Genomic DNA, 25,701 nt, shown 5'->3' with positions numbered 1-25,701 from the left:
CTTTTGATATCCTGGTTTAGTCATTCGCAGTGTAAGACTCAAGATTTAGATTTAATTTTTCGCTTGCCTGATCGTCTTCATCATCAAGCTCTCTCATTTCAATTTCCTTGTCATCTCCAGAACAGATCTTAACATCCATTCCTAGAGATTGAAGTTCTTTGATCAATACTTTAAATGATTCTGGAACACCTGGTTCAGGAACGTTTTCACCTTTAACGATGGCTTCATACGTTTTCACACGGCCGACAACATCATCGGACTTAACCGTAAGAATTTCCTGAAGTGTGTAAGCAGCCCCATATGCTTCAAGCGCCCATACTTCCATCTCCCCGAAACGCTGGCCTCCAAATTGCGCTTTACCGCCAAGAGGCTGCTGTGTAACAAGTGAGTAAGGTCCAGTTGAACGGGCATGAAGCTTATCGTCAACCATGTGAGCCAGTTTGATCATATACATGACACCAACTGATACACGGTTATCAAACGCAGCACCTGTACGTCCGTCATAAAGTACCGTTTTACCATCGCGAGCCATTCCGGCTTCTTCGATCGTAGACCATACATCTTCCTCACGCGCACCATCGAATACCGGTGTTGCAACATGAATTCCTAGCTGGCGTGCAGCCATTCCAAGATGAAGCTCCAATACCTGACCGATGTTCATACGGGAAGGTACCCCTAATGGGTTCAACATGATGTCAACTGGTGTTCCATCAGGAAGATATGGCATATCTTCTTCAGGCATAATTTTTGAAATTACACCTTTGTTACCATGTCGGCCGGCCATTTTATCCCCTTCATGAATCTTACGTTTTTGCACGATGTATGCACGAACGAGCTGATTCACACCAGGAGGAAGTTCATCGCCGTCTTCACGGTTGAATACTTTAACATCCAGGATAATTCCATCGCCGCCATGAGGCACACGCAATGAAGTATCACGAACTTCACGAGCTTTTTCTCCGAAGATTGCATGCAATAGACGTTCTTCCGCAGTCAATTCCGTAACCCCTTTAGGTGTTACTTTACCAACTAAGATGTCCCCGTCTTTCACTTCTGCACCAACACGGATAATTCCGCGCTCATCCAGGTTGCGTAATGCATCTTCTCCGACGTTTGGAATATCACGAGTGATTTCTTCCGGTCCAAGCTTCGTATCACGTGCTTCTGATTCATATTCTTCAATATGAATAGAAGTGTAAACATCGTCTTTTACAAGACGCTCGCTCATGATAACAGCATCCTCGTAGTTGTAACCTTCCCAAGTCATGAAGGCAACAAGTACGTTGCGTCCTAAAGCAAGTTCACCTTTCTCCATTGAAGGTCCATCCGCTAGGATCTCCCCTTTGGTTACTCGGTCACCAGTGCTCACGATCGGACGCTGGTTATAACAAGTTCCTTGGTTGGAACGAATAAATTTAAGCATGTTGTAAGTGTCAAGGTCGCCAGAAACTTCCTTGCCATCTACTTCTTTAATGCGGCGTACTTGTACTTGTTTAGCTGTAACACGTTCAACAATTCCTTCGTGCTTACATATAACTGCAGCTCCGGAGTCTTTCGCTGATACGTGCTCCATTCCTGTACCGACGACCGGTGACTCAGGAACAAGCAATGGTACAGCCTGACGCTGCATGTTCGCTCCCATTAGGGCACGGTTGGAGTCATCGTTTTCCAAGAACGGAATACATGCTGTCGCAGCTGATACAACCTGTTTCGGCGATACATCCATGTAGTCGATGCGTTCGCGTTTAACAACTGTGTTATCGCCACGGAAACGTGCAATTACGTCTTCGTTTAGGAATTCTCCATCTTCGCCAAGCAATGAGTTCGCCTGTGCCACAACGTAAAGATCTTCTTCGTCGGCAGTCAGGTAATCGATACGGCTCGTTACACGGCCAGTTTCAGGATCAACTCGTCGATATGGAGTTTCAATGAAACCATACTGATTTACTTTCGCATAAGAAGAAAGCGAGTTAATCAACCCGATGTTCGGACCTTCCGGCGTCTCAATCGGACACATACGACCATAGTGAGAGTAGTGAACGTCACGAACTTCGAAGCCTGCACGTTCACGTGTAAGACCACCTGGCCCTAGTGCAGATAGACGTCGTTTATGCGTCAATTCAGCAAGCGGGTTCGTTTGATCCATGAACTGTGAAAGCTGTGAGCTTCCGAAGAATTCTTTAATTGAAGCAATTACAGGACGAATATTGATTAAAGCTTGAGGTGTGATCGCGTTCGTGTCCTGAATGGACATACGTTCACGAACAACACGCTCCATTCTGGAAAGTCCGATTCTGAATTGGTTCTGCAATAGCTCACCAACTGAACGAAGACGGCGGTTTCCAAGATGGTCAATATCATCTGTATTACCTACTTGATGCAGTAAGTTAAAGAAATAGTTAATTGAAGCAATAATGTCTGAAACAGTTATGTTTTTAATTTCCTTATCAACAAGACCGTTCCCGATAACATTAATGATTCTTTCGCCTTCTTGATCATCAGGCGCATAGATTTTAATAGATTGCAAAGCGATGTCCTGATCTTCAGCAACTCCGCCTGCAGGTGTAACAGTTTTGAAGCCTACTCCGCTTTCTAACGCAGGAATAATCTTATCAAGCGTTCTGCGGTCAAGCACTGTACCCTCTTCTGCGATCACTTCACCAGTTTCAGCATCAACAAGTGTTTCAGCTAGTTTCTGGTTGAACAATCTATTTTTTATATGAAGCTTCTTATTGATTTTGTAGCGTCCAACATTCGCCAAGTCATAGCGTTTCGGATCAAAGAAACGAGAATCTAATAAACTTTTGGCATTATCTACTGTTGGCGGCTCTCCCGGACGAAGACGCTCATAGATTTCGAGAAGGGCCTTTTCAGTTCCTTCTGTATTATCCTTATCAAGCGTGTTACGCAGATACTCGTCTTCTCCAAGCAAATCAATGATTTCTTGATCAGACCCAAACCCTAAAGCACGAAGCAATACGGTAATCGGGATTTTTCTTGTGCGGTCAATACGCACATAAACTACGTCCTTAGCATCGGTTTCAAACTCCAGCCAAGCACCGCGGTTTGGAATGACAGTAGCGGTAAAACCTTTTTTACCGTTTTTGTCTATTTTCTCGCTATAGTAAACACTTGGTGAACGAACGAGCTGTGATACAATTACACGCTCTGCCCCGTTGATCACAAAGGTTCCCGTATCTGTCATTAACGGGAAATCTCCCATAAATACTTCTTGCTCTTTTACTTCGCCCGTCTCTTTATTGATCAGACGCACTTTCACACGAAGCGGAGCAGCGTAAGTAACATCGCGCTCTTTTGATTCATCTACAGGATACTTCGGCTCACCTAAGTTATAGTCAATAAACTCTAAAACGAGGTTCCCTGTAAAATCTTCAATCGGCGAAATGTCTCGGAACATTTCACGTAACCCCTCATCAAGAAACCATTGATAGGAAGCGGTTTGAATTTCAATTAAGTTTGGTAATTCAAGCACTTCGCTAATTCTTGCATAACTTCTTCGTTGGCGGTGGCGTCCAAACTGAACTAGTTGACCTGTCAACTGCTTCACCCCTCAAATCCAGCGTTTTTTTCGTGTTTTTTATTTCTATCTAACATTCTATTAAGAACATTAGAAAACAAAAAGAAAAAGGGTTTCATAATTTAAAACCGCAGTTTTCCTATTTTGACAAAAGCTGATTATATAATTTTGTCCAACTTTTTCACATTCTATACGTCTAAACATGAGTAAAAAACGTTGATATATCAACGTTTTTTCGCTTACCACGAAAAATAAGCAGGAAAATGCGAATCCATTGGCATTTTATAATACTATCATACGGGTTTTATCAAGTCAAACTTTTATTGTGCGCAAAATATAATAACCTTTTTTCTTTGCGGCCGTTTCAACTTGCCCGAATAATTCTTCTATTTTATCCATTGCAGAAAGTGCACCTTGCTTTTTTTGAATAACTACCCATAACTCGCCTCCAGTGCGGAGTTTTTTATGAGCTTCTTCAAAAATCTGATGAACAACTGCCTTCCCTGCCCTGATCGGCGGGTTTGTAATAACGGCAGCAAAGTCGGCATCTGCAACTTCAGCAAACAAATAGCTTTTTTTAATCTTTACATTTTCTATTTTGTTTTGCTGTGCATTTATTTTCGCAAGTTCTATTGCACGTTCGTTGATATCAATCATTTGTACAGTTCGGCCGGGTTCTGCTTTTGCAAGCGAAAGTCCGATCGGACCATATCCGCAGCCTACATCTATATAATCACCCGGTACTTCTGGAGAAATAAAAGAATCTATTAAAACACGGCTTCCGAAATCTACTTCTTTTTTTGAAAAAACTCCAGAATCAGTCGTGAATTTAAATTTTCCGCCTTTTAGTTCAAATTCCCATGTTTCCCTTTTGCTCTCTGTCCCAGGTGTTTCTGAATAGTAATGGTTTTTCATTTTAAACAACTCTCCTTACCATCTGATAAAGACAGTATTCCCGATCCAAAATTCTTTAACAGCCTATCTACAAAGATGCTTTTGTTAGTAGTTGATTTCCACTCCAGGTTGCTCGCTTTCCACGCGGCGTACGGTGAGCCTCCTGCCGCTTTGCGCCATTAGGAGTCTCCACCTGACCGCTCGTCCCGTAGGACAAGGAAGGCTACAACAGCGTGACATCGCACGAAGAAAATGTGTTTTTCATTTTCAAGGATCTCACACCTTGCATTCCAATCAACTTGCAAGATGAGAATAATAAAACTGAAAGCAACAGCCTTCCAGAAAAAAATCTACTAAAAATTAAGTGAAACAAACAAAAAGGTCCGCCATCGGGCGAACCTTTTCTTTTGAATTACTTAACTTCAACAGAAGCTCCAACTTCTTCAAGCTTAGCTTTAATTTCTTCAGCTTCTTCTTTAGATACGCCTTCTTTAACTGGCTTTGGAGCACCGTCAACAAGTTCTTTCGCTTCTTTAAGTCCAAGACCTGTAAGTTCACGAACAACTTTGATAACTTTAATTTTTGAAGCTCCACCGCTTGCAAGAATTACGTCGAATTCAGTTTGTTCAGCAGCAGCGTCTCCACCAGCAGCTCCACCAGCTACAGCTACAGGAGCAGCAGCAGTTACACCAAACTCTTCTTCGATTGCTTTTACTAGATCGTTAAGCTCTAAAACAGTCATTGTTTTTAAGCTTTCAATGATTTGCTCTTTAGACATTATAATTTCCTCCTTATGGAATGTAAGTTATTGGTTGAAGATAAAGCTTATGCGCCTTGTTCTTCTTTTTGTTCTGCAACGGCTTTAGTAGCCAACGCAAAGTTGCGGATAGGTGCTTGAAGCACGCTGAGTACCATAGAAAGAAGTCCTTCTCTTGACGGAAGTTCAGCAAGAGCTTTCACTTCTTCTAGTGACGCGATACGTCCTTCGATTACACCAGCTTTGATCTCAAGCGCTTCATGTTTCTTAGCGAAGTCGTTAAGGATCTTAGCAGGAGCTACAACATCTTCATTAGAGAATGCGATCGCTGTAGGACCAGTTAAGTGTTCTGATAGGTTAAGGTCATTTTCTTCAGCAGCGCGAACGACCATAGAGTTTTTGTATACCTTAAACTCGATTCCCGCATCACGCAATGACTTACGAAGTTCAGTAACCTCAGCAACAGTAAGTCCACGATAATCAACAAGAATAGTTGATTGGCTCTTTTGTAACTTTTCAGAGATCGTAGATACTACTTGCTTTTTTGATTCTAAAATGCTGCTCATTATTACACCTCCTGTAAAATGATTGCATCACCGCAGGTTTTGTTTCAAAAACAAAGCCTCCATGTCGAGACATGGAGGCGTGAGTATCTAAAAGTCATAAGTAACATACTAATGAGCTTATCGATGCTTCACCTCGGCAGGAAAGTTTTAAGCCTGATGGCTCCTGCTGTCTACGGCATTCATCTGATGCATTTGTGTTTAACAGTATATAATATAACGGGTTAAAACCCGTTTGTCAACTATCGTTTTACAGAGAAAGAAGTTGGATTAACTTTGATCCCAGGTCCCATAGTAGAAGAGATAGCTACATTCTTCATGTAAGTTCCCTTTGCAGCTGCAGGCTTAACTTTTAACAATGTTTCGATGATTGTTGAAAGGTTTTCTGCAAGCTTATCAGCTTCGAAAGATACTTTACCGATTGGAACGTGTACGTTACCAGTTTTATCAACACGGTATTCTACTTTACCAGCTTTGATTTCATTAATCGCTTTTTCAACTTCAAATGTAACTGTTCCTGTTTTAGGGTTTGGCATTAAGCCTTTAGGTCCTAAAACACGTCCAAGTTTACCAACTTCAGCCATCATGTCTGGAGTTGCAACGATTACGTCGAACTCGAACCAGCCTTGTTGGATTTTGTTGATGTAGTCAGAATCTCCAACGTGATCTGCTCCAGCAGCTTCCGCTTCCTTCGCTTTTTCGCCTTTAGCGAAAACTAATACACGCTGAGTTTTACCAGTTCCGTTCGGAAGCACTACTGCTCCACGAACTTGCTGGTCAGCTTTCTTAGTGTCTACTCCTAAACGAATTGCAACTTCTACAGACTCGTCAAACTTAGCAGGAGCAGCTTTCTTAACTAACTCAATAGCCTCTGCAGGCTCATATGCTTTTGTGCGGTCTACTAATTTAGCCGCTTCTTGGTACTTCTTACCTTTGTTTGCCATTTGTTTTGTCCTCCTTATGTGGTTTAGCGGATATTCCTCCCACTTATTGCACTCTTTTCAAAGCACAACTCAAACGCTTTCCATGAATAAAGGTTGCGAACCGTTAACGGCAGGATCCCATCCATTTACTCGCAACCTAATAAACATCAGGCATGGAATTAGTCTTCGATAACGATTCCCATGCTACGCGCTGTACCTTCAACCATACGCATTGCAGCTTCAACACTAGCAGCGTTTAGGTCGGGCATTTTTGATTCTGCGATTTCGCGAACTTTATCACGCTTTACAGTCGCAACTTTTTTCTTGTTTGGCTCACCTGAACCTGACTCGATTCCCGCAGCTTTCTTTAAAAGAACAGCAGCTGGAGGAGTTTTAGTGATAAATGTAAATGAACGGTCTTCGAAAACCGTGATTTCAACCGGAATGATTAAACCAGCTTGATCAGCAGTACGAGCGTTGAATTCTTTACAGAATCCCATGATGTTTACCCCAGCTTGTCCTAGTGCAGGTCCAACTGGCGGTGCCGGGTTTGCTTTACCAGCAGGGATTTGAAGCTTTACCATCTTAATAACCTTTTTAGCCACGCGACACACCTCCTTAAGTCCGTGATGTGGTATTATGGGCCGAAACCCTCCCACTCAAAATACGCTTCCCCTCCTAAACGAGAAGAAGCAGTTGATTAGAAATATCAAACATAAAAAATTTTATCACCTTTTAGTGGTGATTACAAGTCTTTTTCCATTATTACTGTTAACTTAACTTGCTGACTTGGTTAAACTCGAGTTCAACAGGTGTTTCACGGCCGAACATATTTACGTGAACCTTCAGCTTGCGTTTTGTTGCATCGATCTCTTCAATCGTTCCAACAAAGTCAGCAAAAGGACCTTCTTTCACTTTTACAGATTCCTTAATTTCGAAATCCACTTCAACGCGCGGCGCTTCCATACCCATACCTTTAAGAATATGTTCTACTTCCTCAGGCAATAGCGCCGTTGGTTTTGAACCCGCACCAGCAGAACCGACAAATCCAGTTACACCTGGTGTATTACGTACAACGTACCATGAATCATCAGTCATGATCATTTCTGTCAGTACATAACCAGGGAAAACTTTTTTCATGCTTGTTTTTGTCTTGCCGTTCTTTGTTTCGGTCTCTTCTTCTACAGGTACAAGTACACGGAAAATTTTATCTGTCATCCCCATAGATTCTAAACGTTTTTCCAAGTTTGCTTTTACCTTGTTTTCATAACCTGAATAGGTATGAACTACGTACCAATTTTTTTCCATACGATGGGACCCGTGTCCTTTCCCTCCTAAAATGGATAATACTCTAGCATTCTATCCAAAAGAAGATGTATCTAATCTACCCTAAAATAAGCTCTACGATTTGTGAAATCCCTAGATCCACAACCCAGAAGAACAAAGCCATAATTACAACAGTTGACAGTACAATCCCCGTATAGCGAAACAGTTCTTTTCGCTTAGGCCAGCTGACGCGCTTCATTTCCTTATTAACATCAGAAAGAAACTTTGCTGGTGATTTCTTTGTCTTTTCTGCAACATCCGCCATCTTCATAAACCCCCATGCCTTTAATCATTCAAACATTTATAAAAAAGCTTGCTCGCTTACTTCGTTTCCTGGTGAATGGTATGAGCGTTGCAGTAGCTGCAAAACTTCTTAACCTCGACTCGTTCAGGATTGTTTTGCTGGTTCTTCATCGTTGTATAATTCCGTTTTGAGCATTGTTTACAGGCTAAAAATACTTTTTTTCTCATGCTAAATAAACACCTTTCGTGCGACAAACCCACTCATCCACGTTACAATGTTACTTTTAAAACATTAACATAGGGGTATAAGCTTGTCAATAAAGGGAAAAAGCGGTTTAGGTTAACACTGTAGGTCTTGAAAGTAGTTGATTTCCGTTACAGATGCTTCGCTTTCCGGGGGGCGTGCGGTGAGCCTCCTAGCGCTTTGCGCTGTTAGGAGTCTCACCTGTCACACTCGTTCCCCAGGAGTCTCGCATCTTCCACTCCAATCAACTTGCAAGTGGAGCAATTAAACACACAGCCATTAGCCCGATCTTAAGACAAAAATCTAAAAAAAAGAGCAGGGCCACTTCCCCGCTCTTACGATGTAATTTCCCTTAGTTCTAAATACCGCTCTAATTTACGCTTCACTCTCTGCAGTGCGTTATCAATTGATTTCACATGTCTGTCGAGATCCACTGAGATTTCCTGATATGATCTTCCGTCAAGGTACAGCATAAGAACCTTGCGTTCCAGGTCACTTAAGATCTCACCCATCTTCACCTCAATATCATCAAATTCTTCCTGATTGATAATGAGTTCTTCCGGGTCAGTGACTTTAGTACCACAAATAACATCCATTAGTGTACGATCGGACTCTTCATCGTAGATGGGCTTGTCCAATGATACATATGAATTCAACGGAATATGCTTTTGTCTTGTTGCTGTTTTGATAGCAGTAATCATTTGCCTTGTAATACAGAGTTCGGCAAAAGCTTTAAAGGATGACAGCTTGTCCTCTTTAAAATCACGAATTGCTTTATAAAGTCCAATCATACCTTCTTGGATAATATCTTCGCGGTCTGCTCCGATTAAAAAGTATGATCTCGCTTTGGCACGAACAAAGTTTTTATATTTATTGATTAAATATTCTAACGCTGCGCTGTCTCCCTCATGAACCAGTTCCACAAGGCTTTCATCTTCCATTAGCTCGTAATCGCTTACTGACAGTTCCTTGAGATCTATGTTCACGACAATCCCCCCGACCAGGTTTTTACCGGCAAAATATAGCAATATTATACTTCATAGTTCACAAAAGCGTCAACATTCCTTATTTTTGCCCTCTTCTCCATCTTTCGAATATTTCGGCAATTTCATCCGAAAGATGTATAGAGGAAGAGCTTTGTCGTCGTTTTCTCTCGCTTACGGAGACATGAATCTCTTTCTGAATCTCATCCATTTCGTTCTTTAACTCTCTAGCAGATTTTCTGAGAGCACCTTTGCCAAATATCTGCCATTGTTCGGTGGAGTCAGAAGTCGCAACGTATATACGTGTGTCTATCGATTTCAACTCCCCGACCAGCCGTTCAATCCGCTCATCCGCTGTTTCATTTTCCCGTGTGAAAATAACTTCCACCCGATAATTTTTTGTCTTTTTTTCTGTGCCAGGCGAGAGATGGGCATCAAATACTACGATTACTTGATGCCCTGTCGAACCCTGGTATTCTGCCATATTTTCAATCAGAAGATCTCTAGCTTTTGCAAAATCAGAAGTTTTTAAGCCCCGAAGTTCGGGCCATGCGCCAATGATGTTGTATCCGTCAACAATCAAATATTGGCGTGTTCTCATTTTTTCAATTCTAGCGGATAGCGGTTGCGGTAGACCTCATACATTAACAGACTGGCAGCAACAGATGCATTAAGAGATGTAACCTTACCCTTCATTGGCAGCTGGACTAGAAAATCGCACGTTTCTGACACGAGTCTTCCCATTCCTTTTCCTTCACTTCCAATTACGAGGCCTAAAGGCATGTCCCATTTCGCCTGGCGGTAATCATCTTTGCCTTTCATATCTGCTCCGGCAAACCACATGCCTCTTTCTTTCAGGTCTTTCATCGTCTGCACAAGGTTTGTTACACGCACAACCGGAATGTATTCAATCGCACCTGTAGATGCCTTTGCAACTGTTGCCGTTAAACCTACAGATCTTCTTTTAGGAATAATGATCCCATGTGCTCCAACAGCATCAGCGGTACGCATGATCGACCCTAAATTATGCGGATCTTCAAGCTCGTCTAATAAAATAAAGAAGGGCTCTTCACCACGTTCCTCGGCAAGTTTAAACAAATCATCGATATCTGCATACGTGTAGGCAGCCACACCAGCGACAACTCCTTGGTGATTTCCGCCCCCGCTAAGAGAGTCGAGTTTTTGTTTTGGAACATATTGAACGAGTACATTTTGTTTCTTAGCCATTGACACAATCGTGCTAACCGGTCCTTTTTGCGAACCTTCACCTACAAAAATTTTATTAATATCACGGCCGGAGCGCAGTACCTCCATTACCGGATTTCTGCCTATAATCAGTTCTTGCTCTTTTTCTTCACTCATCTTCAGCCTTCCCCCTCTCAATCTTGTTTGTCTGGTAAAACAGTTTTCATTATTGATTTGAGCCGTTCATGCTCGTTCAGTAAGTATAAATAGCCGATAATCGCCTCAAAGCTTGTTGCATGCCTGTATGTCTGTACATCCGTATTTTTCGGAACCGTTCCTTGATTGGCGTTGCGGCCGCGTTTAATGACTGCAACTTCCTCTTCCGTAAAAAAGTTTTCTTCCAGCAAATGAACGACCATGCCTGCCTGGGCTTTTGCGGATACAAACTTTGTTGCCGATACATGAAGCTTATTCGGTTTGACCTGTCCGTTGCGTATTAGATGCTCACGCACGAATTGCTCCATGACCGCATCTCCCATATAAGCAAGCGTGGTCCCATTCAGTTGTTTGATGTCTGCATCAGATAGTCTCATTTACTTATCTCTTTTCCACCGTACACCTTGTGCGGTATCTTCAAGGATGATGTTCTGCTCTTTTAACAGATCACGAATTTCATCGGCACGGGAAAAGTTCTTTTCTTTGCGCGCCTTGTTTCTTTCTTCAATAAGAGCTTCGATCTGTTCGTCTAAGAGCTCTTCTTCTTTTTGAAGCGTCAATCCTAATACTCCTGCAAGTTCATCAAATAAATGAATAAAATTAGTAATGACAGCTTTTGAAGTGTTCTTTTCCTGCAAGTAAACGTTAGCTTCTTTCGAAAAATCGAACAGGATGGAGATCGCGTTAGCTGTATTAAAATCGTCGTCCATATCTGTGATAAACTTCGCTTTCGTGTCCTCGATTACTTTTGTCCATTTTTCATTGTCTTCTGCTAAATCAGCTGTAACTGTTAGACGGTGCTTCAAGTTTTCATAAGCTGTTCTGATTCTGTTTAAGCTCGTTTCTGCAACATTCAGCAGTTCCTGGCTGAAGTTGATCGGGTTGCGGTAATGAACAGCTAGCATAAAGAAGCGGATTACTTGCGGATCCTGTTCTTTAACAAGGTCGTGAACGAGTACGAAATTGCCCAGGGATTTGGACATTTTTTCATTATCAATATTAATATACCCATTATGCATCCAATACTTAGCCATCGGAGCTTCATTTAATGCCTCTGATTGTGCAATCTCGTTTTCATGATGCGGGAATGCAAGGTCCTGTCCGCCTCCATGAATATCGATGGAATCACCAAGATATTTTTTTGCCATAGCCGAACATTCAATATGCCACCCAGGGCGGCCTTTGCCCCAAGGACTTTCCCAGGAGATCTCCCCTTCTTTCGCAGCTTTCCATAATACAAAATCAAGCGGATCTTCTTTTTTCTCCCCGATTTCAATCCTTGCTCCAGACTTCAGGTCATCAATGGATTGATGAGAAAGCTTCCCGTAGCCGTCAAACGAACGTGTTTTAAAATAAACATCACCTGAAGCTTCATATGCAAATCCTTTATTTATCAAGTTCTCGATGAACTCAATAATCTCCGGAATCGTTTCTGTTACACGTGGGTGTGCATCTGCTTTTTGAACCCCTAATGCGCATGTATCTTCGTGATAAGCATTAATGAATTTTTCAGCAATCGTCGGAACATCGCTGCCCATTTCGTTAGCTGCTCTAATCAGCTTGTCATCAACATCTGTAAAATTGGAGATGAACTGAACATCATACCCTCTGTATTCCAGATATCTTCTGACTGTATCAAATACGATAGCAGGACGGGCATTGCCGATGTGAATGTAATTGTATACAGTCGGTCCGCATACATACATTTTTACTTTGCCTTCTTCTAAAGGTACAAACGGTTCCTTTTGGCGGGTCATCGTGTTAAAAATTTTAATGCTCATTTAAATTCACTCCCTCTTTTCATTCTTTCCAATTCTTCACTTAACTTTTTCATTTCCAGCTGCATTTCTCTGAATTTATCAGCTACCGGGTCCGGCAGATCGCGGTGGTCTAGTTCACAACCTACTTTGATCCCGTCTTTAATTACGACTTTCCCTGGTATACCGACTACTGTTGCGTTAGGCGGTACGTTTTGTAGAACAACTGACCCCGCTCCGACTTTTGAGTTTTTCCCGATCGTTATATTCCCTAAAACCTTCGCACCTGTAGCAACGAGAACATAATCCTCTAATGTCGGGTGCCGTTTTCCTTTTTCTTTTCCGGTTCCGCCAAGTGTAACACCTTGATAGATTGTCACATCATTGCCGATGATACATGTCTCCCCGATTACTACTCCCATACCGTGATCGATAAAGAATCTTCTTCCGATTTGAGCTCCAGGATGGATTTCAATGCCGGTGAAAAATCGGCTGATCTGAGAGATCACACGGGCTAAAAACAGCAAATTGCGCTTAAATAACTTATGTGCCAGTCTGTGTGCCCATACAGCATGCAATCCTGAATACGTTAAGATTACTTCCAATGAGCTTCTTGCGGCTGGATCTTTTTCAAATACAACCTTAATATCTTCCTTCATGGCTGAAAACACGCTTCCCAACCTCCTTGCAAAAAAAATTAAAATACCTAACCCCGAATGTGAGAGGTTGATTTCCGCTCCAGGTACTCGCTTTCCGCGGGGCGGGCGGTGAGCCTCCTGGCGCTTTGCGCCTTCAGGAGTCTCACCTGTCCCACTCGTCCCGCAGGAGTCTCGCACCTTGCGCTCCAATCAACTGCTTTGAAGTTTTTACAAAACCTAAGCAGCAACAACCTTTTAGAATAAAATAAAAAACGCCCCTGTGCCGAATGACACAGAGACGCTGAATTAGACGCGGTTCCACTCTGTTTAACAGGTAAATCAAAAACATTTTCTTACCTGTTCCCTTAATCTCCGTAACGGGGAGCTGCCGCCCATGCCTACTTCTGTTTCAGTATGGGACTCCGAGGGGCACTTCAGCAGGCATTTTCATGAACCACTTTCAGCCGGTGATGGTTCTCTCTAATATGAAAAGGCGCCAGCCTACTTTCCTCATCTGCGTTTTAGTCTTTAAAAATAAGTTTCTTTTAATATATTATAATCTTTGCAAAATGTGTACTTTTATTACTTATTAATTTTCGCGATCACAGCATTTAGCCGTTTTACGATAACGTCTTTCCCTAAAAGAGAAACCGCTGCCGGCAGATCTGGACCATGCGTCTGTCCTGTTGCCGCAACACGGATCGGCATGAATAAGTTCTTCCCTTTTTGTCCTGTTTCCTTTTGTACTGCCTTCATCATCGATTTAATATCTTCTGCTTCAAACGATTCACTGTTTTCAACCTGGCTTAAGAAAGCTTCCATAACAGATGGAACACCCTCGCCTTGAAGAACTTCTAGTGCTTCCCCTTCGTATTCAATCTCTTCTTTGAAGAAAAGCTCGGTAAGATCTACGATTTCAGCACCATAGCTCATTTTTTCCTGATGAAGAGCTACAAGGCGTGTTACCCACTCTTGCTCTTGGGCACTTGGGTTTTCAGAGATTCTTCCTGCTTTTATAAGATGAGGCATGCAAAGGTCAACGATTCGTTCAACGTCCTGCTTCTTCATATACTGGTTGTTCAGCCATTCAAGCTTTTGCGTATCAAAAACGGCAGGTGCCTTTGATAAGCGGTTCGGATCAAAAATCTCAATAAACTCTTCACGGCTGAAGATTTCCTCTTCTCCGCCAGGTGACCATCCTAATAATGCGATAAAGTTAAACAGCGCTTCAGGAAGATAACCTAGATCTTTATACTGCTCAATGAATTGAACGATAGACTCGTCACGTTTGCTTAACTTTTTGCGGTTTTCGTTTACGATAAGCGTCGTGTGGCCAAACTTAGGCTGTTCAAAGCCTAAAGCATCGTAGATTAAAAGCTGTTTTGGTGTATTTGAAATATGGTCATCTCCTCTTAATACATGAGAGATCGCCATTTCGTGATCATCGATTACTACCGCGTAGTTATACGTTGGTATGCCGTCCTTTTTTACAATAACAAAATCGCCAAACCCGCTTGATTCAAAGGAAACTTCTCCTTTTACCATATCATCAAACGTAATGGTACGGTCTTGAGGAACTAAGAAGCGAATACTAGGCTTGCGTCCCTCCGCTTCTAATTCAGCACGCTCTTCATCTGAAAGATTGCGGCAGCGCCCGTCATAAACAGGTGTATCACCCTTTGCCATTTGTTCTTCACGGGAAGCTTCCAGTTCTTCTTCGGTACAATAGCACTTATAAGCTAGTTCTTTTGAAAGAAGCTCATCCGTATATTTTTGATAAAGATCTAAGCGCTCCATTTGACGATAAGGACCAAAATCTCCGCCGATATCCACGCTTTCGTCCCAATCCATGCCAAGCCATTTCAGATGGTTCAGCTGACTTTCCTCACCGCCCTGAATATTTCGCTTTTGGTCAGTGTCTTCAATTCTAATAATAAATTTCCCGCCTGTGTGGCGTGCATATAAATAATTAAAAAGAGCCGCACGTGCATTACCTATATGTAAATGTCCTGTAGGACTTGGTGCATAGCGTACCCGAACTTCGTTTGCCATCCTGTTCACCTCTAAAAGTTTTGTTTAACAATCTTTATTTCTCGATTAAAACAACCGCTTGTGCGGCAATTCCTTCTTCTCTTCCCGGAAAACCTAATTTTTCTGTCGTGGTCGCCTTCACATTGACTTGATCGGCATCAACTTCAAAAATACCCGCAATAACGGTTCTCATCTCTTCAATGTAAGGAAGCATTTTAGGCTTTTGGGCGATAATGGTGCAATCTATATTTCCTAAACGGTACCCTTTTTTCTCTACAAGCTTCCAAGAATCTAATAATAAACGTTTTGAATCCGCACCCTTGTAGGCAGGATCTGTGTCAGGAAAGTGTTTGCCAATATCCCCTTCACCTGCAGCTCCAAGCAATGCGTCTGTTACCGCATGCAGAAGAACGTCTGCATCAGAATGTCCTAAAAGTCCTTTTTCATAAGGTATCGTAACTCCGCCAATAATTAAAGGCCGTCCTTCACAAAATGCATGAACATCAAAACCCTGGCCGATGCGCATCATGCTTTTTCCCCCTGTCTATCCAGCAAAATGGCTTGTCCAAACAACAAGTCATCAGACGTAGTTAATTTTATATTATGATAGTCTCCCATTACAATAGCGACTGTATGTCCAATTCGTTCCACCAGGCTTGCATCGTCCGTTCCAAGATAATGATCGGCGGCAGCTTTTTCATGCGCCTCTATTACAATAGAAAGACGAAAAGCTTGCGGGGTTTGAACAGCCCACAAGCTGGAACGGTCGATCGTTTCTGTCACCTGATTTTGCACAGCCCGCTTCACCGTATCCTTTACGGGCACAGCTAAAACAGCAGAGCCTGTTTCAGCCGCATTTTCAACGAGCTGGCTAATATGGTGATGCGTAATAAAAGGTCGTGCAGCATCATGTATGAGGACAAGCTCTGCATCTTCTGGAACTTGTTTCAGACCCTCATATACACTTTGCTGCCGTTCACTTCCGCCTGGAACGATTTGGCGCACTTTTGTATATTGGAATGTTTGTACAAAATCTTGCATCTGTTTTAATTCCCGCTCGCTGCCGACAAGAACGATACCCGAACAAGCCGGGTCTTTCTCAAAAACATCCAGTGTAAGCTTGAGAACCGGGCTGCCTAAGAGCTCAATCCATTGCTTTGAAATACCAGCATTCATTCTTTTGCCTTGTCCGGCCGCAGGAATTACTGTCCAATAATTCACGCGCTTTCCCCACCGTTCATTACAATGCTTTTTCTAGCAGCTTTTTTTTAGCAAAAATCATTCGGCCCGCTGACGTTTGAAGTACAGACGTAACAACTACATCAATCGTTTTTCCGATATAGTCTCGTCCATCCTCAACAACGATCATCGTTCCGTCATCGAGATAGCCGACACCTTGATTTTGCTCTTTACCATCTTTAATCACTTGAACAACCAGCTCTTCACCAGGAAGAACGACAGGTTTTACCGCGTTAGCAAGATCATTAATGTTAAGAACCGCAACATTCTGCAGCTCACATACTTTATTAAGATTAAAATCATTCGTAACGACTACACCTGTTAAAAGCTGTGCAAGCTTTACAAGTTTGCTGTCTACTTCTGTAACTTCTTCAAAGTCACCTTCATAGATCTCCACTTTCATAGACAGCTCTTTTTGGATACGGTTTAAGATATCCAATCCGCGGCGGCCTCTGTTACGTTTCAAAACATCTGAAGAATCTGCAATATACTGCAACTCTTCCAAAACGAATCGAGGAATGATCAGAGGACCTTCCAGAAAACCAGTTTGACAGATATCTGCAACTCGGCCATCAATAATAACACTCGTATCGAGAATCTTATATATCCCTCTTGCCTTTTCGGGTTCTGCTTCTTTCTTCTTCTCTTTGCCCTGACGGTTCAGCGAGAAGAGCTGAATCAATTCATCTCTCTTTTTGAATCCTACCTGGAATCCAAGGTATCCAAGTAAAAAAGTGATAGCAATCGGCAGAATTGAACTTACAACAACGATGTCCATGCTGCTTAGCGGTGACTGGATTAAGAATGCAACAATCAATCCAATGATAAGTCCCATCGTACCCGATAAAAGATCAGTTGCAGGGGCTTTAACAACCGTTTCCTCTGCCCAGCGAATCAATCCTACTACGTAATCTGACAGCCAAAATGTGGATAAAAATAGTATAAGTGCACCAATTACTGCCCCGACATATGGGGATGTTACTTGAGTCGGCAGATCACCGAAGTTAAGAACACGAATTAAATCTGGAATATACAGATAGCCCAGCATGCCCCCAATCACAATAAAAAACAATTGAACAATTCTTTTTAGCATGCCTGATTCACCTCCCCTAATCATTATTTACAAAATAATAGATTTGAAACGTAGAAATGCATATTTTTTAACTTACGATAATCATCGAATTTCTTCGTTGTCTTTGTTCTTCCGTTGCTCATGTATCCATATACACTCCGCGACTACAGAACTTCGCCGCCTCAAACTTCTCGTTTCTCCTAAGTTAAACGATTTAAATATGACGATCTACAAAAAGCTGTTCCTGAATTCGTTTTAATCCTTCTTTTACTTTTCTTGCACGAATTTCACCAATTCCTTCAACCTCGTCCAACTCATCAATTGAAGCACGCAAAATTTGCGGGAGATTTTCAAATGCATCTGTTAAGTTTTCGATAATAACAGTTGGCAGTCTTGGTATTTTCGCAAGAATACGGTATCCACGCGGATGAATGGTTTCATCCTGCATATTCATACCGGCTGAGAAGCCTAAAAGTTTCATAATAACGGACTCATCAAATAATTCTTCGCTTGAAAGCTTATTGAGCTGGCGAAGTATCGCATAAGGATCGCTTTCATCGTCCTTCATATAATCTTTAATCAAAAGCAAGGCTTCTTCTTCGATATTTGAGACAAGTTCTTCCATCTGGATTCTGATCAGCCTGCCTTCAACTCCAAGTTCATTAACATATTTAATTATCTCATTTTTTATGCGTAAAACCATTTCAATTCTGTGAATAACTTGTGTAACTTCCTGGAAAGTCACAAGTTCTTCAAATTCAAGTGCACCGAGATTGGTCACACTTTGATCAAAGACTACTTTATATTTTTCAAGCGTCTGTATCGCCTGATTCGCTTTCGTTAATATAACGCCGATTTCTTTTAAGGAATAACGAATCATTCCTTGATAAAGCGTAATTACATTACGGCGCTGTGAAATAGAGATTACAAGGTTTCCTGTCTGACGCGCAACCCGCTCAGCCGTTCTATGCCGGATTCCCGTTTCCGTTGAAGGAATAACAGTATCGGGAATAAGCTGCGTGTTCGCGAATAATATCTTCACTGCATCTTCATTCAAAATGATGGCTCCGTCCATCTTTGCAAGCTCGTATAGAGAAGCAGGTGAATACTTGCAGTTTATCGAAAAACCGCCATCGACAATCTCTTTTATTTTATCATTATAGCCAACAACAATCAGGCCGCCTGTATTTGCGCGCAATACGTTATCGATGCCTTCCCGAAGCGGTGTTCCGGGGGCAACAAGCTGCAGCATCTGACTAATGATCGCTTCTTTAATCGCATGATCCATAATATGCTTTACCCTCCTAACGCTGCTTGTAATGCCTCATAAACGGTAGATACACCAACGACTTTTATTCCTTTTGGTACAGTCCAGCCGCCGATATTTTTATCAGGTATAATAGCACGCGTAAATCCTAGCTTTGCTGCTTCATGTACTCGTTGTTCAATACGGGAAACCCTTCGCACTTCTCCCGTTAAGCCAATTTCTCCGATCATTACATCCGTAGGTTTTGTCGGTGCATCTCTGAAACTTGATGCGATGCTGATCGCAACAGCAAGATCAATCGCAGGTTCATCGAGTCTCACTCCGCCTGCGACATTTAAATAAGCATCTTGATTCTGCAGCAGCAATCCGACTCTTTTCTCTAAAACAGCCATCAATAGCGATACACGGTTATGATCGATGCCGGTAGCCATTCTCCTAGGATTTCCAAAACTGGTCGGCGAAATAAGTGCTTGAAGCTCAACAAGCATCGGCCGCGTTCCTTCCAGTGAAGCTACAACTGTAGAGCCGGCTGCGCCTTTTGAACGTTCTTCCAAGAAAATTTCAGAAGGATTCAATACTTCTTCCAATCCTTCTTCCTTCATCTCAAAAACACCAATCTCGTTCGTTGATCCAAAACGGTTCTTAACTGCTCTTAAGATACGGAAAGTATGATGTCTTTCACCTTCAAAATAAAGCACAGCGTCTACCATGTGCTCCAAAAGGCGGGGTCCGGCAATTGCACCTTCTTTTGTAACATGTCCAACGATAAATATTGCAATTCCTTTTGTTTTCGCCATTCTCATTAAATGCGATGTACATTCTCTTACTTGCGAAACACTTCCTGGTGCTGAAGTTACTTCAGAACGATATACGGTTTGAATGGAGTCAATAATCATTACAGATGGCATAATGTCAGCCATAGCCTGCTCTATAAGCTCCAAATCCGTTTCAGCTAATACAAACAAATCCTTTGCCGAGATTTCGAGTCTGTCTGCTCTTAACTTTGTTTGTTTAACAGATTCTTCACCAGATATGTAGAGAACACGTTCTCCTTTTTGAGCAAGCTGTGCTGATGTCTGAAGGAGAAGCGTTGATTTTCCGATTCCCGGATCACCGCCAACTAAAACTAAAGAGCCTGGAACAATTCCTCCGCCTAAAACACGGTTAAACTCCTGATAATTTGTAGGAATGCGAGGTTCCTGCTCACTTTTCACTTCCACGATTGACTGTGGTTTCTGTTTAAGATTTGAATCTCCAGAACTAAGTCCTCTTACGTTCTTTTCAGGACGTATCGTTTCTTCCACCATCGTATTCCACGCCTGGCATCCTGGACATTTCCCCATCCATTTTGGAGACTCATAACCGCAATCCTGGCACATAAAGATTGATTTTACTTTGGCCATCTAAAAAAACTCCTCTTCCAAACTTCACACCTTAAAACATGATATTTTTTCAATCCGAAGCTTTTATATATTCGACAGTTAAATGTTATAAATAAAAAAATTTACTCAATAATATCATAACATAAATCCTAACAACTCTTTCCATTTACGCACTGCAAAAAAGGGCGAAACTTAAGAATATTTCGACAAAAACCCGGAGGACATGACTGCCTTCCGGGTTTTTTTGCATTATATTCTCAATTGTTCTATTTCACCGGCCAAAACCGGTCTGTTCATTCGTTTAATTACACCGTTTCAACAACAAAGTCGTTCTCTTCAACGTCAATTTTAACCGTTTGCCCTTTGTTGATATTTCCTTTCAGCAGCTCTTCAGACAATCGATCCTCGATCTTGCGCTGAAGTGCTCTTCTGAGCGGACGAGCTCCATAGTCAGGGTCATAGCCTTCTTCTGTAATCTTCTCTAATGCAGCCTGTGAAAGTTCGATCTCAATGCCTTGATCACTCAGACGCTTCTTCAAGGAATCTGCCATGAGACCTACAATTCTTAATAGGTGCTCTTTCTCTAGAGAATGGAAGACAATGATTTCATCGATACGGTTTAAGAACTCTGGACGGAACGCGCGCTTTAATTCATCCATTACTTTAGACTTCATATCGTTGTATTTCTGTCCTTCATTATGAACAGCGAAACCTAGTGAACGGTTGCGTTTCAACGTACTCGCACCAACGTTTGATGTCATGATCACAACCGTATTGCGGAAGTCGACTGTACGTCCTTTAGAATCTGTCAGACGCCCATCTTCAAGCACTTGAAGCAAAATGTTGAATACTTCTGGATGTGCTTTTTCAATCTCGTCAAGCAAGATAACAGAGTAAGGTTTTCTTCTTACTTTCTCTGTTAACTGTCCGCCTTCTTCATGCCCGACATAACCTGGAGGAGATCCAACAAGTCTTGACGTTGTATGCTTCTCCATGTACTCAGACATGTCGATGCGGATAATAGCATCTTCATCTCCAAAAAGTGTTTCAGCAACAGCTCTAGCAAGCTCCGTTTTACCAACGCCAGTCGGTCCTAAGAATATGAACGAACCGATCGGACGCTTAGGATCCTTCAATCCTGCACGAGCTCTCCGGATTGCTTTTGAAATAGCCGTTACCGCTTCGGACTGGCCGATTACGCGGTCATGAAGAATTTCTTCCATCTTCAAGAGGCGTTCTGTTTCTTCTTCTGCAAGTTTAGAAACCGGCACTCCCGTCCACGAAGATACAACTTGCGCGATATCTTCAGGCGTAACTTCTGTATTTTCTTTTCCTTGTTTTTCTTTCCAAACGTCCTTCGTCTTTTCAAGCTCTTCACGAAGACGCTGTTCTGAATCACGCAATGACGCTGCTTTTTCAAACTCCTGACTTTGAACAGCTGCGTCCTTTTCTTTACGGACTTCTTCAAGCTTTTGCTCGAGTTCTTTTAAGTTTGGCGGAGCTGTGTAAGAACGAAGACGTACTTTTGATGCAGCTTCGTCAATTAAGTCGATCGCTTTATCCGGCAAGAAACGGTCTGAGATATAGCGGTCAGATAATGAAACAGATGCTTCGATCGCCTCATCCGTGATGGTTACACGGTGGTGAGCCTCATAGCGGTCACGAAGTCCTTGAAGAATCTGGATGCTTTCATCCTTCGTCGGCTCATTAACCGTGATCGGCTGGAAGCGGCGTTCAAGCGCAGCGTCTTTTTCAATATACTTTCTATATTCATCAAGTGTTGTAGCACCGATACATTGAAGTTCACCGCGTGCAAGAGCAGGTTTTAAAATGTTAGATGCATCGATCGCACCTTCTGCTCCACCTGCACCAATCAAAGTGTGAAGTTCGTCAATGAACAGAATGATATTGCCAGCCTGGCGAATTTCATCCATTACCTTTTTCAGGCGGTCCTCGAATTCACCTCTGTATTTTGTACCTGCAACAACAGTACCCATATCAAGCGTCATAACTCGCTTATCGCGAAGTGTTTCGGGCACCTCGTTATTAATGATCTGCTGTGCTAAGCCTTCAGCAATTGCCGTTTTACCTACACCAGGTTCCCCAATCAGGACAGGGTTGTTTTTCGTACGGCGGCTTAATACCTCGATAACACGCTGTATTTCCTTCGCACGCCCTATAACAGGGTCAAGTGAACCATCACGGGCAATAGCTGTCAGATCTCGAGCTAAGCTGTCTAGAGTCGGTGTATTTGCGCTTGCAGATGAACCTCTATGGCTTGAAGAAGATTCATTGCTTCCTAGCAATTGAAGCACTTGCTGACGCGCCTTGTTCAGACTCACACCAAGGTTGTTCAATACTCTTGCTGCTACGCCTTCACCTTCACGGATTAATCCTAATAAAATATGTTCTGTTCCAACATACGAGTGACCTAATTTACGAGCTTCGTCCATTGAAAGCTCAATCACCTTTTTAGCACGCGGTGTATAATGAATCGTTTGAACAGCTTCCTGTCCACGGCCGATTAACGTTTCCACTTCTTTTTGAATCTTTTCAGGTCCTAAACCAAGTACTTGGAGAGCCTTTGCCGCGATACCCTCGCCTTCCCTGATCAATCCTAACAAAATATGCTCAGTTCCCACATTGTTATGACCTAATCGAATTGCTTCTTCTTGTGCTAACGCTAATACTTTTTGAGCTCGCTCTGTAAAACGGCCAAACATCATACTCTTCACGCTCCTTATCGGTTTTCCAATTTTATTCTTTCTCTGATTAAAGTGGCTCTTCTAATGTCACGTTCGTCTGGAGTTAGAACTTCACCTGCATATTGTTGAAGAAAACCTGGTTGTGTAAGTATCATAAGTTCATTTAAGATTGTTTTCGAAATACCGGGCAAGATTTCTAAGTCGATGCCAAGCCTTACATCTGATAAGCATTTGGCAGCTTCTTTCGATTGGATAATCCGGCTGTTTTCCAACGTTCCTAATGAACGGTATAACTTATCTTCAAGCTGTAGTTTCAAACCATCCTGCAGCTGTTTTCTGGCAGCACGTTCTTGCTGAATAACCTGCATGACCACACCAGCTAGATCTTCCATTATATCCTCTTCTGACTTGCCTAGTGTCATCTGATTTGAAATCTGAAAAATGTTCCCCAGCGCTTCTGTTCCTTCCCCATATATTCCTCTAACGGCTAATCCAAGCTGATTAATCGCCGGAATAATACGGCTCATCTTCTTTGTCAGAACCAAAGCGGGGAGATGCATCATAACCGAGGCTCTAAGTCCTGTTCCTACGTTAGTCGGACAGCTCGTTAAATAACCTCGCCTTTCATCGAATGCGTAATCTGCATTTCTTTCAATAAAATCATCGATTACATTTGCTTTATGAAGCACTTCTTCGAGTTGAAAACCTGGTGCTAAGCATTGAATTCGGATATGGTCTTCCTCATTTAGCATGATGCTGACTGACTCATCCTCATTCATAAGCACCGCCCCGTATTTTGCCTGTTCAGCAAGATTTGGACTTATGAGGTGTTTCTCAACAAGTACCCGTTTTTCAATCGGTTTTAACTCTTCCATTACCAGCATTTCCAAATTTTCTGCTTCTGGTACACCCTTTTCTTCATTTATGAAAGAAGAAATAGATGAAATCACTTCATGAGCAGATTCTTTGTCTGCTGCTATAGGAAAAACAAACTGCTGAAGATTTCTTGCAAGTCGGACACGGCTTGAGAGAACAATATCTGATTCCGGTCCTTCCCTTTTCATCCAGGGACTGATCGCATCACTTATAAATCGCTCTAGAGACATAAATTTACGTATCCCTCCCCTGCTGCAAGCGGTGCTCAATCTCTCTTATTTCATCTCTTGTTTCAGCAGCTTTTTCAAATTCCTCATTTAATATATACTGCTGCATGGCTTGCTTTAATTGCTGAAGCTGCTTTTTTTCTTGAATGCTGCTTCCTGCCCGTAATGGGATTTTCCCCGCATGCAATGTATTGCCGCCATGAACCCGTTTAAAGATAGGATTTAATTTGGATTCAAAAGCTTTATAGCAATTATCACATCCAAAGCGGCCAATTTTAGCAAACTGATAATAACTCATTCCGCATTTTTCACATTCTAACGATGGCGGAATAAAGTTAGATGATGGTGTGTTCGGAACATGTCCATCACCATGCAGAAGACCAGAAAGCAATTGGTGAATGGAAAAGGAATTCGACCCCGGCAGGAATTCTCCTTTTTCTTTAGCACAATGTTCACAAATGTGAAATTCTGTTTTCTCGCCATTTATGATCTTAGTAAAATGCAATGACGCTTCACGTTCATGGCATTCTTCACAATTCATTCTGCTCCCTCCCTTTATATAAAATGAAAAAAAGGGCTATGTGGTTCTATATTTTAAAGTTTTTATCATAGCTTTTAATAGTTCTGCTCGCAATTCATCTCTATCCGGAAGATTCAGCTTTAAGATGGAACGGTCCATAACACTTAACATCAGCCTTGCTTCCCGTTCGCGGACAATGTTTTCTTCCAATAGCCTCTTAATTACATTTTCTGCGTTACCTTGTGATATCCTTTCACCAATCAAGGTAGTTAAGTGCTCAATAAGATGTGCGGAGCTCTCGGTTCGAACTTTCATGATCCGAATATAACCGCCTCCACCTCTTTTACTTTCCACTACAAATCCTTTTTCAACCGTAAATCTCGTGTTGATTACATAATTTATTTGAGAAGGTACGCATTGAAACCTTTCAGCAATATCCGTCCGTTTAATCTCGATCGCCAAATCGTTTGTGCTTGAGAGAATTTGCTTTAAATAATTTTCAATCACATCTGAAATATTCCTCATTTCCCCTCCCCCTTCTGACTTTGACTAACTTTGACTATACCCTTATTATAGCCAGGTTTTTCCCGAAAATGCAAATCTCTATGTCTCCATTATTGCCTCACGAGTCATGCTTTAACCTGTATGATTCTGTCGAAACGATGGTGGTTTTGGAGGTTCGTTTTGATGGATTTGCTGGTGAGGGTTTTTGGATGGGATTGGATTGGGTGTGTTGCAGGTTGGGTTTAGCCAGGGGATATTGTGGAGATGGATGGAGGTGAGTTTCTGATTGCGCAGCATTTGACGATATTGTTGGGTTTTCTGCTGAGAGGTTTATTAGCGGTAAAGTCTTTTCAGGCCGTAATTTTATTTTCTAGGCTGTAATTTGGATTTATAAGCCGTAATTAAATTTTCTAGACTGTAAATCTTACTTTTTAAGGGGAAAATTTTTATTTATAGACTTTTCGACAAAAGTGCTATGAAGGAAGATGGTTCACATCTTCTACCTTAATTTAAACACAAAAAAAGAAGATGGATCTTCATCCATCTTCCTCATTGCCTAGCGACGTCCTACTCTAACAGGGGGAGACCCCCAACTACCATCGGCGCTGAAG

Annotated in this window: 25 protein-coding genes and 2 other annotated features; all 25 genes read right to left on the bottom strand. The window is 42.1% G+C overall.

Annotation, left to right across the window (positions count from 1 at the left end):
• Positions 1 to 16: 16 nt before the first annotated feature.
• The 25 genes from rpoB to ACFW35_RS19005 all read right to left on the bottom strand — a co-directional run bounded on the left by rpoB (position 17) and on the right by ACFW35_RS19005 (position 25,111).
• On the bottom strand, positions 17 to 3,559 hold the full coding sequence (gene rpoB, locus ACFW35_RS19125; protein WP_379848183.1) for a DNA-directed RNA polymerase subunit beta: 3,543 nt from the start codon (positions 3,557 to 3,559) through the stop codon (positions 17 to 19).
• A gap of 291 nt (positions 3,560 to 3,850) precedes the next feature.
• Complete coding sequence (locus ACFW35_RS19120; protein ID WP_379848181.1) at positions 3,851 to 4,453, bottom strand: class I SAM-dependent methyltransferase; 603 nt, start codon at positions 4,451 to 4,453, stop codon at positions 3,851 to 3,853.
• 391 nt (positions 4,454 to 4,844) lie between these two features.
• Positions 4,845 to 5,210: a 50S ribosomal protein L7/L12 gene (rplL, locus tag ACFW35_RS19115; RefSeq protein ID WP_289497530.1), complete on the bottom strand. Its 366-nt coding sequence runs from the start codon at positions 5,208 to 5,210 to the stop codon at positions 4,845 to 4,847.
• A 47-nt stretch (positions 5,211 to 5,257) separates the two neighbouring features.
• Positions 5,258 to 5,755 carry a 50S ribosomal protein L10 gene (rplJ, locus tag ACFW35_RS19110; RefSeq protein WP_379848179.1) on the bottom strand — a complete coding sequence of 166 codons (498 nt, stop codon included), beginning with the start codon at positions 5,753 to 5,755 and terminating at the stop codon, positions 5,258 to 5,260.
• A 40-nt stretch (positions 5,756 to 5,795) separates the two neighbouring features.
• Positions 5,796 to 5,949 (bottom strand) — a sequence feature (ribosomal protein L10 leader region).
• Between the two features lie 45 nt (positions 5,950 to 5,994).
• On the bottom strand, positions 5,995 to 6,696 hold the full coding sequence (gene rplA, locus ACFW35_RS19105; RefSeq protein ID WP_379837272.1) for a 50S ribosomal protein L1: 702 nt from the start codon (positions 6,694 to 6,696) through the stop codon (positions 5,995 to 5,997).
• 158 nt (positions 6,697 to 6,854) lie between these two features.
• Entirely contained in the window at positions 6,855 to 7,280 is a 426-nt protein-coding gene (rplK, locus tag ACFW35_RS19100; protein WP_066285502.1) for a 50S ribosomal protein L11, read from the bottom strand.
• 166 nt (positions 7,281 to 7,446) lie between these two features.
• A complete protein-coding gene (nusG, locus tag ACFW35_RS19095) occupies positions 7,447 to 7,983 on the bottom strand; it encodes a transcription termination/antitermination protein NusG (protein WP_066285499.1) in 537 nt (178 codons plus the stop codon).
• Positions 7,984 to 8,059: 76 nt separating this feature from the next.
• Positions 8,060 to 8,266, bottom strand: coding sequence for a preprotein translocase subunit SecE (gene secE, locus ACFW35_RS19090; RefSeq protein WP_066285497.1), 207 nt, complete (start codon positions 8,264 to 8,266; stop codon positions 8,060 to 8,062).
• A gap of 56 nt (positions 8,267 to 8,322) precedes the next feature.
• Positions 8,323 to 8,472 carry a 50S ribosomal protein L33 gene (gene rpmG / locus ACFW35_RS19085; protein ID WP_077365486.1) on the bottom strand — a complete coding sequence of 50 codons (150 nt, stop codon included), beginning with the start codon at positions 8,470 to 8,472 and terminating at the stop codon, positions 8,323 to 8,325.
• Positions 8,473 to 8,823: 351 nt separating this feature from the next.
• Positions 8,824 to 9,474 carry an RNA polymerase sporulation sigma factor SigH gene (sigH, locus tag ACFW35_RS19080; RefSeq protein ID WP_066285495.1) on the bottom strand — a complete coding sequence of 217 codons (651 nt, stop codon included), beginning with the start codon at positions 9,472 to 9,474 and terminating at the stop codon, positions 8,824 to 8,826.
• Between the two features lie 79 nt (positions 9,475 to 9,553).
• Positions 9,554 to 10,072: an NYN domain-containing protein gene (locus ACFW35_RS19075; RefSeq protein WP_379848177.1), complete on the bottom strand. Its 519-nt coding sequence runs from the start codon at positions 10,070 to 10,072 to the stop codon at positions 9,554 to 9,556.
• Entirely contained in the window at positions 10,069 to 10,833 is a 765-nt protein-coding gene (gene rlmB, locus ACFW35_RS19070) for a 23S rRNA (guanosine(2251)-2'-O)-methyltransferase RlmB (RefSeq protein ID WP_379848175.1), read from the bottom strand. The genes ACFW35_RS19075 and rlmB overlap by 4 nt, the downstream gene beginning before the upstream one ends.
• Before the next feature lie 17 nt (positions 10,834 to 10,850).
• Positions 10,851 to 11,249, bottom strand: a complete 399-nt coding sequence (locus ACFW35_RS19065) for a Mini-ribonuclease 3 (RefSeq protein WP_379848173.1) — start codon at positions 11,247 to 11,249, stop codon at positions 10,851 to 10,853.
• A complete protein-coding gene (cysS, locus tag ACFW35_RS19060) occupies positions 11,250 to 12,653 on the bottom strand; it encodes a cysteine--tRNA ligase (RefSeq protein WP_379848171.1) in 1,404 nt (467 codons plus the stop codon).
• A complete protein-coding gene (gene cysE / locus ACFW35_RS19055; RefSeq protein WP_379848169.1) occupies positions 12,650 to 13,300 on the bottom strand; it encodes a serine O-acetyltransferase in 651 nt (216 codons plus the stop codon). The genes cysS and cysE overlap by 4 nt, the downstream gene beginning before the upstream one ends.
• 258 nt (positions 13,301 to 13,558) lie before the next feature.
• Positions 13,559 to 13,793, bottom strand: a binding site (T-box leader).
• A gap of 56 nt (positions 13,794 to 13,849) precedes the next feature.
• Complete coding sequence (gene gltX, locus ACFW35_RS19050) at positions 13,850 to 15,319, bottom strand: glutamate--tRNA ligase (protein WP_379848167.1); 1,470 nt, start codon at positions 15,317 to 15,319, stop codon at positions 13,850 to 13,852.
• 34 nt (positions 15,320 to 15,353) lie between these two features.
• A complete protein-coding gene (gene ispF / locus ACFW35_RS19045; protein WP_379848165.1) occupies positions 15,354 to 15,827 on the bottom strand; it encodes a 2-C-methyl-D-erythritol 2,4-cyclodiphosphate synthase in 474 nt (157 codons plus the stop codon).
• The gene (ispD, locus tag ACFW35_RS19040) at positions 15,824 to 16,519 is read right to left on the bottom strand and encodes a 2-C-methyl-D-erythritol 4-phosphate cytidylyltransferase (RefSeq protein WP_379848163.1); all 696 of its coding nucleotides are present in this window, start codon (positions 16,517 to 16,519) and stop codon (positions 15,824 to 15,826) included. Before ispD ends, ispF begins: the two co-directional genes overlap by 4 nt.
• Positions 16,520 to 16,538: 19 nt before the next feature.
• Positions 16,539 to 17,630 (bottom strand): PIN/TRAM domain-containing protein, encoded by a 1,092-nt coding sequence (locus ACFW35_RS19035; protein ID WP_379837291.1) that lies wholly within the window; start codon positions 17,628 to 17,630, stop codon positions 16,539 to 16,541.
• A gap of 193 nt (positions 17,631 to 17,823) precedes the next feature.
• Positions 17,824 to 18,897, bottom strand: coding sequence for a DNA integrity scanning diadenylate cyclase DisA (disA, locus tag ACFW35_RS19030; RefSeq protein ID WP_379837293.1), 1,074 nt, complete (start codon positions 18,895 to 18,897; stop codon positions 17,824 to 17,826).
• A gap of 8 nt (positions 18,898 to 18,905) precedes the next feature.
• Complete coding sequence (gene radA, locus ACFW35_RS19025; protein ID WP_379848162.1) at positions 18,906 to 20,279, bottom strand: DNA repair protein RadA; 1,374 nt, start codon at positions 20,277 to 20,279, stop codon at positions 18,906 to 18,908.
• 284 nt (positions 20,280 to 20,563) lie between these two features.
• Positions 20,564 to 22,984, bottom strand: coding sequence for an ATP-dependent protease ATP-binding subunit ClpC (gene clpC, locus ACFW35_RS19020; protein WP_379837297.1), 2,421 nt, complete (start codon positions 22,982 to 22,984; stop codon positions 20,564 to 20,566).
• 14 nt (positions 22,985 to 22,998) lie between these two features.
• Positions 22,999 to 24,069, bottom strand: coding sequence for a protein arginine kinase (locus ACFW35_RS19015; RefSeq protein ID WP_379848160.1), 1,071 nt, complete (start codon positions 24,067 to 24,069; stop codon positions 22,999 to 23,001).
• A 4-nt stretch (positions 24,070 to 24,073) separates the two neighbouring features.
• Positions 24,074 to 24,607: a UvrB/UvrC motif-containing protein gene (locus ACFW35_RS19010; RefSeq protein WP_379848158.1), complete on the bottom strand. Its 534-nt coding sequence runs from the start codon at positions 24,605 to 24,607 to the stop codon at positions 24,074 to 24,076.
• A 36-nt stretch (positions 24,608 to 24,643) separates the two neighbouring features.
• The gene (locus ACFW35_RS19005) at positions 24,644 to 25,111 is read right to left on the bottom strand and encodes a CtsR family transcriptional regulator (RefSeq protein WP_379848156.1); all 468 of its coding nucleotides are present in this window, start codon (positions 25,109 to 25,111) and stop codon (positions 24,644 to 24,646) included.
• Positions 25,112 to 25,701 lie beyond the last annotated feature (590 nt).

It is taken from the genome of Fictibacillus sp. NPDC058756, assembly GCF_042746035.1.
Lineage (GTDB): Bacteria > Bacillota > Bacilli > Bacillales > Fictibacillaceae > Fictibacillus.
Note: the sequence above shows the minus strand (reverse complement) of the source record. Positions and strands in the feature narration are given on the sequence as shown.